The 15611-nt window shown below is 22.2% G+C and carries 13 protein-coding genes; 6 read left to right on the top strand and 7 right to left on the bottom strand.

Annotated features, from left to right (window positions below; translation table 11 throughout):
• Positions 1–8 precede the first annotated feature (8 nt).
• The gene (nadE, locus tag H0H41_RS00330) at positions 9–800 is read right to left on the bottom strand and encodes an NAD(+) synthase (RefSeq protein WP_185872275.1); all 792 of its coding nucleotides are present in this window, start codon (positions 798–800) and stop codon (positions 9–11) included.
• Positions 801–815: 15 nt separating this feature from the next.
• Between nadE and tsaB the strand changes: the two genes are divergently transcribed.
• The 3 genes from tsaB to H0H41_RS00315 all read left to right on the top strand — a co-directional run bounded on the left by tsaB (position 816) and on the right by H0H41_RS00315 (position 4224).
• Complete coding sequence (gene tsaB, locus H0H41_RS00325) at positions 816–1451, top strand: tRNA (adenosine(37)-N6)-threonylcarbamoyltransferase complex dimerization subunit type 1 TsaB (protein WP_185872274.1); 636 nt, start codon at positions 816–818, stop codon at positions 1449–1451.
• Between the two features lie 309 nt (positions 1452–1760).
• Positions 1761–3518, top strand: a complete 1758-nt coding sequence (locus H0H41_RS00320; RefSeq protein WP_185872273.1) for a TrkH family potassium uptake protein — start codon at positions 1761–1763, stop codon at positions 3516–3518.
• A 16-nt stretch (positions 3519–3534) separates the two neighbouring features.
• The gene (locus tag H0H41_RS00315) at positions 3535–4224 is read left to right on the top strand and encodes a potassium channel family protein (RefSeq protein WP_185872272.1); all 690 of its coding nucleotides are present in this window, start codon (positions 3535–3537) and stop codon (positions 4222–4224) included.
• A gap of 80 nt (positions 4225–4304) precedes the next feature.
• Here H0H41_RS00315 and H0H41_RS00310 read toward each other — a convergent pair whose 3' ends face one another.
• Genes H0H41_RS00310 through H0H41_RS00285 form a run of 6 tightly spaced genes read right to left on the bottom strand, consistent with a single transcriptional unit; the run spans position 4305 to position 12392 of the window.
• Positions 4305–5486, bottom strand: coding sequence for a hypothetical protein (locus H0H41_RS00310; protein ID WP_223843740.1), 1182 nt, complete (start codon positions 5484–5486; stop codon positions 4305–4307).
• 47 nt (positions 5487–5533) lie between these two features.
• On the bottom strand, positions 5534–6136 hold the full coding sequence (locus tag H0H41_RS00305) for a c-type cytochrome (RefSeq protein WP_185872270.1): 603 nt from the start codon (positions 6134–6136) through the stop codon (positions 5534–5536).
• A 12-nt stretch (positions 6137–6148) separates the two neighbouring features.
• Positions 6149–6679 (bottom strand): DUF3341 domain-containing protein, encoded by a 531-nt coding sequence (locus H0H41_RS00300; RefSeq protein WP_185872269.1) that lies wholly within the window; start codon positions 6677–6679, stop codon positions 6149–6151.
• Complete coding sequence (gene nrfD / locus H0H41_RS00295) at positions 6672–8051, bottom strand: NrfD/PsrC family molybdoenzyme membrane anchor subunit (protein WP_185872268.1); 1380 nt, start codon at positions 8049–8051, stop codon at positions 6672–6674. The genes H0H41_RS00300 and nrfD overlap by 8 nt, the downstream gene beginning before the upstream one ends.
• Before the next feature lie 21 nt (positions 8052–8072).
• A complete protein-coding gene (locus H0H41_RS00290; protein WP_185872267.1) occupies positions 8073–11042 on the bottom strand; it encodes a 4Fe-4S dicluster domain-containing protein in 2970 nt (989 codons plus the stop codon).
• Between the two features lie 36 nt (positions 11043–11078).
• Positions 11079–12392, bottom strand: a complete 1314-nt coding sequence (locus H0H41_RS00285) for a c-type cytochrome (protein WP_185872266.1) — start codon at positions 12390–12392, stop codon at positions 11079–11081.
• A 120-nt stretch (positions 12393–12512) separates the two neighbouring features.
• Between H0H41_RS00285 and H0H41_RS00280 the strand changes: the two genes are divergently transcribed.
• Genes H0H41_RS00280 through H0H41_RS00270 form a run of 3 tightly spaced genes read left to right on the top strand, consistent with a single transcriptional unit; the run spans position 12513 to position 15605 of the window.
• Positions 12513–13844 (top strand): M16 family metallopeptidase, encoded by a 1332-nt coding sequence (locus H0H41_RS00280; protein WP_185872265.1) that lies wholly within the window; start codon positions 12513–12515, stop codon positions 13842–13844.
• Positions 13825–15279, top strand: a complete 1455-nt coding sequence (locus tag H0H41_RS00275) for a M16 family metallopeptidase (RefSeq protein WP_185872264.1) — start codon at positions 13825–13827, stop codon at positions 15277–15279. The genes H0H41_RS00280 and H0H41_RS00275 overlap by 20 nt, the downstream gene beginning before the upstream one ends.
• On the top strand, positions 15276–15605 hold the full coding sequence (locus tag H0H41_RS00270; RefSeq protein ID WP_185872263.1) for an iron-sulfur cluster assembly protein: 330 nt from the start codon (positions 15276–15278) through the stop codon (positions 15603–15605). Before H0H41_RS00275 ends, H0H41_RS00270 begins: the two co-directional genes overlap by 4 nt.
• Positions 15606–15611: the final 6 nt, after the last annotated feature.

Raw genomic sequence — 15611 nt, 5'->3', positions numbered from 1 at the left:
TTTACATATCATTTTGATATTTCTTTTTTAAGAAAAGAAGGTATCCTGCAAACAGGAATAAGTTTCATTTTATGTTTATTTTTTTGATTTAAAATTTGAAATTTTTTGAAAATTTCTTGTTCTTTTTTATTAGAAAAATTATAATATTTTTTTTTTGTTATTTTCATTGCCCATTCTAATTCCTCATAAGTTGCACCTAATTGATCTTCATCTGATCGTTCATCTTCCCAAAGACCATCTGTTGGTTTTGCTTTTTGAATTTCATATGCAATGTTTAATTCTTTTGCAATTAAACGAATTTCACTTTTCATTAAATCAGCTATAGGATGCAAATCTACTCCTCCATCTCCATATTTTGTAAAAAAACCTACACCAAAATCTTCTACTTTATTTCCAGTTCCAACAACAAGATAATTTTTTATATTAGCATAATAATATAAAGTTAACATACGAAAACGGGATTGAACATTAGCTAATTCTAAAGAATATCTTTTATTTTTTTTGTTAATTACTTTACAAAAAGAAGTAAATAAAATAGATAAATCTTTTTTTAAATAAAAAACATTTGAAAATTTTTTAGTTAAAAATTGTACATGTTTTCTAGATAAAAAATTTATTTTTTTTTCTAAAATAGGCATTTCTAAAATTAGAGTAGGAAATTTTGTCATAGAAACAAGAAAAGAAGTAACAGAAGAGTCTATTCCTCCAGATATTCCTATTATAAAACCATTTGATTTAGATTTATAAATATATTTTTTTAACCAGGATACAATATATTTGATTATCTTTTTTGTTTTCAAAATAAAAAAATTTATATGTCTTTAATTCTAAATTTAGAAACTTCTACTAAAAATTGTTCAGTAAGTATTGCTAAAAATGGAATATGTCTAACTTCTGTAGAAGAATGTTCTGAAAAATATTTTCATTCAGAAAAATTACATACATTTATAAAATATGCTACAGAAATTTCTAAAATACATCTTAAAGATTTAAAATCTATTTGTGTCAGTAAAGGTCCAGGATCATATACTTCTTTAAGAATAGGATCATCAGCAGCTAAAGGTTTATGTTTTTCATTAAAAATTCCTTTATTATCTATAGATTCTTTAACTATTATTATTCAAAAAGTAAATATAAAAAGTGGATTATTGATTCCAATAATACATGCTAAATCTGATTTATTTTATACAACATTATTTTCTAAATCAAAAAAGAGATTAAATTCTATTTGTATCAAAAAAATTAATGATGATTTTTTTACACATTTAACAAAAAATGAGAAAGTATATTTTATAGGTAAAAAAAATTTTTTTGATACAAAACTATTTTCTAATAAAATCTTTTTTTTAAAAAATTATCCATCTGCAATGGATATGTCTTACATTTCTTATGTAAAATTCTGCAATAAAAAATTTGAAAATATTGAAAAATATATACCTTTTTATTTATAATTAAAAAATAATAAATCTATTAAAAAAAACATTAATAATTATATCGTATTATATTATATCATATAATAATTAAAATAATTTATATATAATATAAAAATTGATATATTTTTTTTATATATAATCAGTATAAAATGTACTTTTTTAAAAAAAATTATTATTGTAATACATCATAAAATTTAATAAAAAATATAAATATTAAATTAATAAAATTATAATATGTACTAATTATGATATAATTATATTTCAATATGCTAAAAATATTATAATAAAAATAAGGAAAAAAATACTAAAAAATATTTTATAAATATCATGATTCAAATTAAATTCCGAAATATTTTAGAAATATTAACTCCAATTATATTTATTTATATAATTATTTCTTTAGGATGGAAAACTTTCCGATTTTTTAATTCAGAAATTATTATAACAATAGTATTAACAATAATTTTTTTACATATTTTTATCATTTTTTGTAAAAACAATTTACCAAAAAATTATAAATCTATGATTTTTTTATCTTTTTCTATATTAGTAATCTTTCTTTTTTTTTCTTTTATAAAAATATTTATATACAATAATGGAAAAATTACAGATGATATTAAAATATATTTATTGATTAGTTTAATTTTATACATACTTATTCGTGTAACATATTTTATGCGAAAAATATATGTTAAAATACATAATCCTGCTTTCGTATTTATTATAAGTTTTATTTTTTTATCTTTTTTAGGATCTTTTTTATTAATGCTTCCATCATCTACAGTAAAAAAAATATCATTTATAGATGCCTTATTTACTTCTACTAGTGCTGTATGTGTTACGGGATTAGTTGTATTGGATACAGCTAAAGATTTTACTTATTTAGGAAAAGTTATTATACTTATTTTAATTGAATTAGGAGGATTAGGAATTTTAACTATAACTTCTTTTTTTAGTTATTTTTTTAGAGATGGATTTTCTTTTAAAGAAGCTATTTTTGTTAGTAATTTTTTAAATACAAAAACAACTAATAACGTTCTTAGTTTAGCTGTAAAGGTCGTATTATTTACTCTAACAATAGAATTTATAGGAACTTTATTAATTTATTTTTCTATTAATAATAACAAAAATATAGTATATCTAGACAATGATAGTCCTTTATTTTTTTCTATTTTTCATTCTATATCTTCTTTTTGTAATAGTGGATTCTCTACCCTAAGTCAAGGTTTATATTCACAATCTGTAAGATTTAATTATTATTTACAAATAATTATTGCTTTTTTATTAATATTGGGTGGAATAGGGTTCAATATTTTATTTAATTTTTTTACATATATATGGTTAAATATGAAAAAATATTTTTATAAAATTTTTAAAGATGAATATTTTCGTTATCCTGTACATGTAGTAACTTTAAATACTAAAATTGTTGTCACAACAACTTTTTTTTTACTTTTTTTTGGAACTATTTTTTATTATATCAGTGAATATAATTTTTCTCTTTCAGAACATTCTTCTTTTTATGGAAAATTTATTGCTTCATTTTTTTCTTCTGCTACATCTAGAACAGCTGGTTTTCATGTTATTAATATGAATAATTTATCTCCAATAACTATTTTTTTTACGATTTTTTTAATGTGGATAGGAGCTTCTCCAGCTTCTACTGGTGGAGGTATTAAAACAAGTACTTTTGCATTAGCTTTAATGAATATTTTTTCTTTATCTAGAGGAAAAAATAGATTAGAAATACAAAGAAAAGAAATATCTTCAGAATCTGTTCGATTAGCTTTTTCAATTATTATGTTATCATTAATTGTAATATATATAAGTATTTTACTTATTATTTTTTTGGATCCTAAAGAAGATATTTTATCTATTTCTTTTGAAGTTTTTTCTGCTTTTTCAACAGCAGGGTTATCTTTAGGGATAACTTCTAATTTATCTAATGGAAGTAAGTTAGTTTTAATATGTTTAATGTTATTAGGAAGAATAGGAGTATTTAACGTAATGATGGGATTATTAAAAAATAAAATTAGTTCTCATTATTATTATAGATTTCCTAAAGGAAATATTCTTATTAGTTGATTAACATTATAAAAACATGAAAATTATAATTATTGGTTTAGGAAATTTTGGAAGATCTTTAGCTCTACATTTAACAGATAATGGACATGAAGTTTTTGGAATAGATCATAAAATGGAAAAAGTAGATTTATTAAAAGATCATATAGCAAATGTAGTATGTATGGATGCTAATAATGAAGCTGCTTATAAAGTATTACCTATTCAGCAAGCAGATTTAGGAATTGTAGCTATTGGAGAAAACGAAGGTTCATCAATAGTAACTACGGCTATACTTAAAAAGTATAAAAATCTTAGAATAGTTAGTAGATCTTTATCAAAGATACATGACACCATATTAGAAGCAATGGGAATTAATGATGTAGTACATCCAGAACAGGATGCTGCTTTTAGATTAACAAAACAAATTTCGTTCAATTATGCTTTAGATTATTTTAGAGTAGATAATAAACACTCTATAGCAGAAGTTTTTTCTCCATATTCTTTTAATGGAAAATCTGTTAAAAGTTTAAGATTAACGCAAAAATATTCTGTTTCTTTAATTACTGTAATACGAGATATAAAAAATCCTTTGTATTTAAAAAAAAATTCAAAAAGAAAAGTTATTGGATTAGTTACAGGTGATACTATTTTGCAAAAAGGAGATATATTAACTCTTTTTGGTTCTAATAAATCTATAATGAATTTCGTTAAAGATAAAAATAAATAGTAAAATTAAAGTAATGATGAATATTATTTTTTTCTTATGAAAAATTTTTATGATGTATCTATTTATTATAGATGTATATATTATATATGAGGATATTTATATTTTTTACTTTCTTTAAAAAAAGGATTTCCTGTATAATGATTTAATTCTTTTTTATTTTTATTGAAATTAATAAACAAAATATAACTAAAAAAACTACCTATTAATAAAAAAGAACCTATTTCCGATATACCAAATTTTAGACCATTATTATAAATATCTGGCGCTATTAAATTATATATATCTATATAATGTCCAATTAATAAAATTAAAGATATTGTGAATACAATTTTAGGATCATATTTATTTTTACTATTTATTAATCCAAAAAAAGGTATTATAAAATTTGGAATAAGCATCCATAAATGAATAGAATTATACATTTCTTCTCTTTTTAAGAAGTAAATAATTTCTTCTGGAATATTTCCGTACCAATAAAGTAAAAATTGTGAAAACCAAATATAAGTCCATAGTAAACTACTAGAAAATAAATATTTACTTAAATCATGTAAATGACTATTTCTAAATAATGGAAAAAATCCTTTTTTATTAAGGTAAATAGATATTATTGTAATAGTAGATATTCCTGTCACTATATAACTACTCAAAACATACCATCCAAATAAAGTGCTAATCCAATGTGGATTTAAAGACATAATCCAATCCCATGCCATGAATATAGAAATAATAGAAAAAAATATAATAAAAATAACAGATATAAAATATAATTTTTTATAATCATTCAAAGAATGTGTTTTATTTAATATAGAAGAAATTTTTTTAATTTTTAAATAAAAAAAACTACATCCTAATGTATAGATAATGCTTCTCATTAAAAAAAAAGGAATATTTAAAAAAAATTTTTTATTTACAATAATTTTATCATACTTACCATAAGTATCATCATATAAATAATAATCCATCCAATGAAATATATGTATAAAATTCATGGCATTTAATAATAAAATGATAAAAATCATAAAACATCCATATGGAATAAAAGAAGCTATTTTTTCCATAATTGGGTGAATAATAACTGACCATCCTGATTTGGAAACATTTTGTATGCTTAAAAAAAATAGAGAACCTAAAGATATAGAAGTAAAATAAAAAATAGAAATATATAATCCTGTACAAATACTATTATTTATTTCTGTATTTTTAATTATATTTTTTTCTAAAAATATTTTATCAAAAAGAATAAAAATAAAACCTATGATCATTATCAAAATATAAATTTGTTTCTTTTTTTTAAAAAAATGATGCATATTTATTTGTTTTTTAAATACATTACGTATTCTGCTATTTTCCATCTATCTATTTCATTTAATTGAGAAGCATAAGAATTCATATTATTTTTACCATATTTTATAACATAATAAACACTTCCAATAGTTATATTTCTATCTTTATAATTAGGAATTCCTAAAATTTTTTCATTTTTTACTAATTTACCTTGTCCATCTCCATTATTTCCGTGGCATATAGAACAATTAATTTGATATAATTTTTCTCCTCTTTTTAAAAAATCTTCTGTATATCCTTTTCTAGGAAAAGAATATGTAATAATTTTTTTAGAAAAATTAAATCCTTGATTGGATATTTTATAGGAAATTGAATCATAAAAATTAGTTCTTGGAATAGTATTTTTTACTGGTAAAAGAGAAGAAGTTTTTCCATTTAAAAATAATGGAATTTTAATTTCTTTCATTTTTTTATTATAATTAAAATAAGGATCTGAATAAGGTTCATATGCATCTGAATAATACATATCTGGCATATAAACTATATTTGGTTTTGTTTTATCAAACCAACAGGATCCTAATAAAAAAGCATTTAATATTATAATAATAACTCTATAAATATTTTTCATAATTCAAAAGAGTTATTTAATTTTTTCTTTTATAAGAACTTCTATTGCTCCATTTTTTTTCAATAAATTTATTATTTTTTGAGTATCTTTTTTAATATTAATTTCCATTAAAAACATATCATCAGTAGTTCTTGGATCCGGATTTTTTCGTATAAATCCTGGAAATAACCTACATTGAATAAGATAAGTGATACACATAAAATGTGCAGAAAAAAAAATAGATAATTCAAATATTATAGGTATAAAAGAAGGAACATTTCTGATAAAGGAAAAAGATGGTTTACCTCCGATATTTTGAGGCCAATCAAAAATCATAGTATACCAAATTAATAAACTTGCTATAAAAAATCCAAATAATCCATATATAAAAGATAAAAAAGATAAATTAGTTTTCTTTAATTTAAGAATTTTATCCAAATTATGAATTGGAAAAGGTGAATATACTTCATGTATGCTATAATTATTACTTTGAATAATTTTAATACTGTTTATTAGTGTAGAATCATTATCATATAATGCATGTATATATTTATTATTATTCATTTTCTGGTTTTTTATTATCAGTTTTTAATATTGTTTTTAATTCTGATTGTGAAATAACTGGAAATGTACGTATGTATAATAAATAAAGAATAAAAAATAAACCAATAGTTCCTATAAATATTCCAACATCTACAAATGATGGAATAAAACCGGTCCAAGAAGAAGGAAGATAATCATGACTTATATTTAAAACAATAATATCAAATCTTTCAAACCACATTCCTATATTTATAATTATAGCTATTACATAAGACCAAAAAAAACTTCTTCGTATATATTTTATCCATAAAAATTGAGGAATGATAATATTACAAATAATTAATGCCCAAAAAGCCCACCAAAATGGACCTTTAGCAGCTTCTTTAGAAAAATAAATAAATTTTTCAAAAGGATTTCCTGAATACCAAGCAAGAATAAATTCTGAAATATAAGCTAATAAAACAATTCCTCCTGTCAATAAAATAATCATATTCATATATTCTATATGATTTCTTGTTATATAACTTTCTAAAGAAAGAACTTTTCTTGCTACACCAAGTAAAGTTTGAACCATAGCAAACCCAGAAAATATAGCACCTGCTACAAAATAAGGAGGAAATATGGTGCTATGCCAACCTTTTATAACAGAAGTTGAAAAATCAAATGAAACTATAGTATGAACAGAAAAAACTAATGGTGTACATAAACCAGCTAAAATTAAGGAAATTTCTTCAAATCTTTGCCAGTCTTTTGATGTACCACCCCATCCAAAACTAAGAATACTATAAATTTTTTTTTGAAAAGGATTTGAGATTCTATCTCGTATCATAGCAAAATCAGGTATTAAACCCATAAACCAAAAAACAGTAGATACAGAAAAATAAGTACTAATTGCAAAAACATCCCATAATAAAGGAGAATTAAAATTAGGCCATAAAGAACCAAATTGATTAGGAATGGGTAATACCCAATGAGCATTCCATGGTCGACCCATATGAATAATAGGAAATAAACCAGCTTGAATAACAGCAAAAATAGTCATAGCTTCTGCTGAACGATTGATAGATAAACGCCATTTTTGACGAAATAATAATAAAACAGCAGAAATTAAAGTTCCAGCATGACCAATTCCTACCCACCATACAAAATTAGTAATATCCCAAGCCCAATTTACTGTTCTATTCAACCCCCATACTCCAATACCCGTTCCTATTGTATAAAAAATACATAATAATCCCCATAAAAAAGCTAAAATAGAAATGAATAAAGCTATCCACCATAAATTACCCGCTTTATTTTCTATAGGTTTTAATATATCATTAGTAATATTTTTAAATGTTTTTTTTCCTAAAATTAATGATTTTCTTAAAGAAGATTCATAATGATTTGACATAATTTTTCTATTTCATTTTTACTATTTTTTATCATTTCTTATTTTTACTTGATAAGATACATTAGGCCGTATTCCTATAAACTCAAGAAGTTTATAAGATCTTGTATTTTTTATTTTTTTAAAAATAAGACTGTCTTTATCATTAATATCTCCAAAAGTAATAGCTTTTGTCGGACAAGAAATACTACAAGCTGTTTCAAATTCTTTATCTTTTATTTTTCTATTTTCTTTTTTTGCTATTCCTATAACATATTGTGTTCTTTGTATACATAAAGAACATTTTTCCATAACACCTCTAGTTCTAACTACTACATCAGGATTTAATACCATTTTTCCTAAAGTATTATTCATATTAAAATCAAATTTTTGATTATTAGCGTAATTAAACCAATTAAATCGTCTTACTTTATAAGGACAATTATTAGCACAATAACGAGTTCCTACGCAACGATTATAAACCATCATATTTTGTCCTTGTTTTCCGTGAACAGTTGCTCCAACAGGACATACAGTTTCACAAGGGGCATAATCACAATGTTGACACATAATAGGTTGAAAAGAAACCTTTATTTTTTTATTATTATAAATATTTTTGTATGATTCTTTATCATTATTATTTGTAGAATAATATCTATCTATACGTAACCAGTGCATATCTCTAGATTTTCTAATCTCTTCTTTACCAACAATAGGAACATTATTTTCTGAATGACATGCAATGACGCAAGCACCACATCCGATACAAGCATTTAAATCTATAGATAAATTAAAATGATGTCCACTTTTTTTCTTTTCTTCTTTATTTTTATTCTGATTCCAAATAGAAATTTCTTGTGGAGAGAGTCTTCCTTTATAAGTATCAATTTTTTCTTCTTCATTCCAAACTTCTTTAGTTTTTTTTAAAAAAATATTTAAATCTGTTTCTTTAACTAAATTTCTACCTATTGTTGTATTTTGTAGTTGTATACAAGCAAATTTATGTATTTTATTTACTTTATTTATTTGTATATTTTTTTGTATTATACAAAAATCTTCATAAATTTTATAAGCATTTTTTCCATTACACAATTTGGATAGTTTTCCATTTTTTTGACCATATCCAAAAGCTAATCCAATAGATCCTATTGCTTGTCCAGGTTGAATAAAAACAGGAACATCTTGAATTAAGATTTCATTATTTCTAATTAAGTTAACACAATTTCCATTTAACGATCCATCTCCTACATTCCAATTTTTTATTTTCATTTTAGTTGCATCTAAATATGACATAGTCAAATAATTATCCCAAGTAGTTCGTGTTATAGGATCTGGAAATTCTTGTAGCCAAGGATTATTATATTGATGTCCATCTCCTATACTAGTTTTTGTATATAATCTTAATTCAAAATTATTTTCTATTTTTTTTTCATAATTGATTAATTTATTCTTATATTTTTGTATTATATTTATATTATTTAAATAATTATTATTTTTATTATAAATTTTATTTTTTACTTGTACTACTCCATAAAATAATGCTTCATTAAAAGAAGAAACATTAGATTGAGGAATAATATTTTTTTCCCAAGTTTTTTTTAAAAAATCATAATAATTTTTATATTTCATTCCTCCCCAAATAATTAAAGAATCTTGTAACTGTCTTGTATCAAAAATTTTTTGAATAGTAGGTTGAATGAGTGTAAAAGTATCCGTAATAGGATTTGTATCACCCCAAGATTCAAGCCAATGAGGAATAGGAGCTAATACGTCTATGAATCCACTAGTATCATCTTGATTTGTGGAAAATGATACAGTTAGTGGTATTTTTTTTATAAATTCTTTAATTTTTTTAGAAATTGATAATGGAAGACTATAAATAGGATTAATATTGTGAATAAATAAACAACCTATATTTTCTTTTTCTAAATTTTTGAGAAATTTTTTGAATTTTATATCATTACTTTCTTTAGATAAAATATATTTATCATTTTGTAATGCATCACTATTAATTTTTTGATTAATTAAAAAAGATAATTCATATGATTCTTGGTCTCCATCTGCAATAATAACACTCTTAGATCCTTTTTTATCAATTAAATACGATATTTTTTTTACATCATCATCTTTAGGTTCCTTACCAAAAAAAATTTTTTGATAAATTTCAAATAACATTTTTTTAATATCAGAAGGTTTTCTAGCTATTCTAATATCTGCATTAGCTCCAGAAATACTCATATTACTTTCTATTTGAATATGTTTCATCATTGATTTTATAGGATTTCTATTGGAAACATAATATTTACTCATATTTTCTGGACTCCAATCTCCTAATAAATCAGCATCAAAAGACACGATTAATTCAGATTTTCTTAAATCAAAAAAAGGAAAATATCGAATTCCAAATATTTCTTTTGATGCATCTAATGCTTTAGAATATGAAATAGCATCATAAGTAATCCATTTAGTATTAGGATAAATTTCTTTAAAATTTTGAATTAATTTTTTTGTAGAAAAACTGGGAAAAGAAGAAGAAAGAAAAACTATATCTTTTTTTGTTTTAGATATATTTTTTAAATGTTTAATAATATAATTATCTATATTTATCCAAGAATTTTTTCTTCCTTTTAAAAAAGGATATTTTAATTTTTCCTCATCATAAAGAGATAATAAAGAAGATTGTATTCTAGCAGGAGTTGTATTGAAATATTTTGAAATTGAATTAGGTTCTATTTTTATAGGACGTCCTTCTCTTGTTTTTACTAAAACGCATCCTATATCAAAAGAATCAATCATAGTAGAAGCGTAATAATTAGGAATTCCAGGAATTATAGAGTCTGGTTTAACAATATAAGGAATAGATTTAATAACTGGTCCTTTACAAGAGGCTAAAGTAACTGACGCGGTACTAAAACCTATCCATTTTAAAAAATCACGTCTAGACGTTTTTTTTTTAAAAAAATTTTTAATTGTATTATTATAATTTCTAACTATTTTTTTATTCTTTAATTTCATATAATTGATTTTTTTAATAACTTTTATTTATATAATTCAATAATGACATTTAGCACATTCTGTCCCACCAATCATATCTACAGTTATTTTTTTTTCTTTTTTTATATCATTTGAAAAATATTTTTTATAATATTGATTATTAATATCAATTTCTACATTTCTATGACAAGAAATACACCATTCCATAGTAAAATCGTTAGACATTTCTACTTGATCCATTTTTTGTACATCTCCATGACATGCATTACAAACTAAATTCACTTTTTTAAATTTTTTTATCATTTTTTCTCCAGTTATAACATGTTGAGAATGATCAAAATAAACAAAATCAGGCATATTATGTATACGTATCCATTGAATGGGATGATTTTTTTTTGAATATTCTCTAGTTTCTTTATTCCATCCTACCGCATGATATATTTTTTGTATTTCTTCATTATATTCATTTCTACTTTTTCCTTTTTCTAAATAATCTCCTTTATATTCATCAATAGTAATATGACAACTCATGCAAACATTTGCTGAAGGGATACTGGATACTTTACTATATTTTGCAGAAGAATGACAATATTGACAATCAATTTCATTAATATCAGAATGAATTTTATGAGAAAAATAAATAGGTTGTTTAGGTTTATATCCTTTATTAATATCTATTTTCATTAAAAAATTCCAAATACCATATATTCCTATAAAAAATAGAAAAAATATAAAATAAGATAATAATCTCCATCTGATCTTTTTTTTTCCTAAAATTTTTTTATACAAAATTTTGATAAAAAAATCTTTTTTATCAAAAATAAGATCTTTTTTTTCATTTAATAACTTAGTTAAAATTTGTATTCTGTATAATATCCATAGTAAAATCAAAGATAAAATGCTAAAACAAAAAATAACTAGTTTAGTTAAAAATTTTTTTTCTTCTATTTCATTTTCATTATTTTCATTATTATTTTTATAATTTTTTATTTCTTCTTTTTTTTTTATTAATATTGGATTTTGAATAAATGATAAAATATCATCTACTTGTTTTTCTGATAATTGAGGAAATAAATTCATTTCTAAATTTCCATATTTTTTATAAATAGCTATGGCGTCTTTATCTCCACTTTCTCTTAAAGATTTATTATTTATAATCCATCTATGTAACCATTCACGAGTTCTATTTTTTGTTACTTCAGCTAAAGCAGGTCCTATCATTTTTTTTTCTAATTCCATAGAATGACATGCTGTGCAATTTTTTTTAAAAAGTTCTGCTCCTATTTCAGCATCTCCTTTTATATTTTCAGATTTTAATAAAAAAAAGAAAAATAAATAAAAAATGAAAATAGAGAATAAAATTTTTTTCATATTTAAATAAACAAATTCATAATTTGACAAAAATAGAATAAAAGAAAAAAATTCCATTTTTTAGAAAAAAAAATTTGTAAATTTCTTTTGTTAATCTTTAACTTTGTTCTATATAATATAATGTATAAAATTTATTTTTTTTTATTAATGTTATTATCTACAATGTTTAATCATTTAAACTCTAAAGAATTGTATAAAATAAAATTTTTAGAAGAGAAATTATCCAATGGGTTGCATGTTATCTTGCATCAAGATAATACAAACCCTTTAGTTTCTATTTCTGTTTTATATCATGTTGGAAGTAAAAATGAAACACCTGGAAAATCTGGGTTTGCTCATTTTTTCGAACATCTTATGTTTGAAGGATCCAAAAATATAAAAAAAGGAGAATACTTTAAGTATATAGCATCTCATGGTGGAAAAAATAACGCTTATACAAATCATGATGAAACTTGTTATTATGAAATTTTACCATCTGATCGTCTACCATTAGCTTTATGGTTAGAATCTGAAAGAATGCTTCATGCAAAAGTAGATGAAGAAAGTATTAATATACAAAGAGAAGTTGTTAAAGAAGAAAAAAAAATGCGTGTAGAAAATCAACCTTATGTAACAGCTATTTCAGAAATAATTCCTTCTTTATTATTTAAAAAACATCCATATAGATATCCTATTATTGGTTTTGAAAAAGATTTAGATGCAGCTACAGAAAATGATTATAAAAAATTTTATAAAACATATTATGTTCCAAATAATGCTGTTTTAGTTGTAGCAGGAGATTTTGATATAAATGAAGCAAGGAAATTAATTCAAAATTATTTTTCTTCTATTCCAAAAGGAATAATGAATTTTAAAATGAAAAAAATAGAAGAAGATCCAATTAATAAAGAAATATTTTCTACATATGTAGATAAAAATACTAAGGTTCCTGGAGTATTTTTATCATATAGAGTTCCAAATATAACAAATAAAGATTCTTATGTATTAAGAATTATAGATCATATTTTGTCTTACGGAGAAAGTTCACGTATTATAAAAAGTATTGTCAATTCAAAACAAATGGCTTCTTATGCAGGTTCTTTTTTTGATACAATGGAAGATTATGGAATTTTTATTATATATGGACTTATTAATCCTGGAATTAATTTAGATAAATTAACAAAAATAATAGATGAGGAAATTGATCTATTAAAAGAAAAAGGAATCACAGAATATGAATTAGAAAAACAAAAAAATTTTTTTGAAAAAAAATTTTTATCCGATAATTATTATATGAGTGGAATAGCCGCAAATTTATCTCATTATTATTTATACTACAAAAATGCAAATTTAATTAATACTGATATAAATATATACCGTAAAATAACCGTAGAGGACATCAAAAGAGTCGCTAATAAATATTTAAATAAAAACAATAGAGTCCGTTTATACGATGTTCCAGAAAACAAGTAAATTTTTTCAAAAAATTATTTTTATTTTAACAATTTTTTTTTATACAACAATTATGTTTGCTAACACTGTTAATCGTAACATTCCACCAAAATCTTTAAAAAGAAAAATTACAATCAATATTAAAAACCCTGAATTTTTTCATATGAAAAATGGATTGAAAGTTTTGGTTGTAGAAAATCATAAACTTCCTTTAGTTCGAGTAGGTCTAGAATTAGATTGTAAACCTTTTTTGGAAAAAGATAAAGCTGGAATAAGAAAAGTTTTTGGTCAAATGCTTCGTTCTGGAACAAAAAATCATTCTAAAGAAGAATTAGATGAAATGATTGATTGTATAGGAGCTAATTTATATACTTCTTTTTTTGAAATATCTATTTCTATTTTAAAAAAAAATATAAATAAATCTGTTTCTATAATGAGTGATATTTTAATGAATAGTAAATTTGATAATTCCAAAGAATTAGAAAAAATAATAAAACAAAGAATTATAGATATTCATCTTATTGAAAAAGATCCTAATGCTATTTTACAGCGAGTGAGAAATGTTTTATTCTTTGGAAAAAATCATCCTTATGGAGAATATGAAACTCATGAAACTATTAAAAATATAACTCTTGATGATTTAAAACAATTATATAATAAATATTATATCCCAAATATATCTTATCTTTCTTTTATAGGAGATATTTCAAAAAAAGAAGTAGAAAAGTTATGTAATGTATATTTTTCTCAATGGAAAAGTAAATCATATTTTGATCCTTCTATTAAAAAAGAATATATTATTCCATCTGAAACAGAAATTGATATAGTAGATCTTCCTTCTATGACACAATCTACTATTTGTTTTGGAGGTCCTGTTTGTTTAAAAAAAAGTGATTCATTATATTTTTCTTCTATATTAGCAAATGGAATATTAGGTGGTGGACCACAAAGTCGTTTATTTTTAAATCTTAGAGAAAAAAAAGCTTATACATATGGGGCTTATTCTATTTTAAAATCAGATAGATATATCGGTTATTTTTCAGTATACACTCAAGTTAGAAATGAAGTTACAGAAAAAGCAATTAAAGATATTTTAAAAGAGATTGAAAAAATAAAAAAGGATAAAGTTTCTTATGAAGAATTATATATTAAAAAAAAAGAAATAAGTGGACAATTTATTCTTGATTTTGAAGATCCAAATAGAATTAGTGATCTTTTTATTTGTGAATTAAAAAATAATCTTCCAAATGGATTTTATAAAAATTACTTAAAAAAAATACAATTGGTTACTGTAGATGATATACATAAATCATGTAAACAATTTTTTTCTATTAAAAATGGTAGAATTATAATTGTTGGAAAAATTAATGATATTTTACCTTCTATAAAAAAATTAGGTTATCCTATTCACTATTTTGATCAATTTGGATCTTTATTAAAAAAAAATGAAAAATGAGTGAAGATCATTATTTAGAAGATCGTAATTTAGAAGATCGTATTATTTTGGTATTAAAAAGTATATATGATCCGGAAATTCCTGTAGATATTTATGAATTAGGTCTTATTTATGATATTAAAATTTCTATAGAAAAAAATGTAAAAATAATAATGACTTTAACTACACCAAATTGTCCAGTAGCAGAAAGTTTACCTATAGAAATAAAAAATAAAGTGGAATCTTTAAAAGAAATAAAAAATGTAGATGTCATTTTAACATTTGATCCTCCTTGGAGTAAAGAATTTATGAGTGAAGAAGCTCGTTTAGAATTAGGTTTTTTATAAAAAATT

The organism is Blattabacterium cuenoti, from assembly GCF_014252255.1.
Lineage (GTDB): Bacteria > Bacteroidota > Bacteroidia > Flavobacteriales > Blattabacteriaceae > Blattabacterium > Blattabacterium cuenoti_J.
Note: the sequence above shows the minus strand (reverse complement) of the source record. Positions and strands in the feature narration are given on the sequence as shown.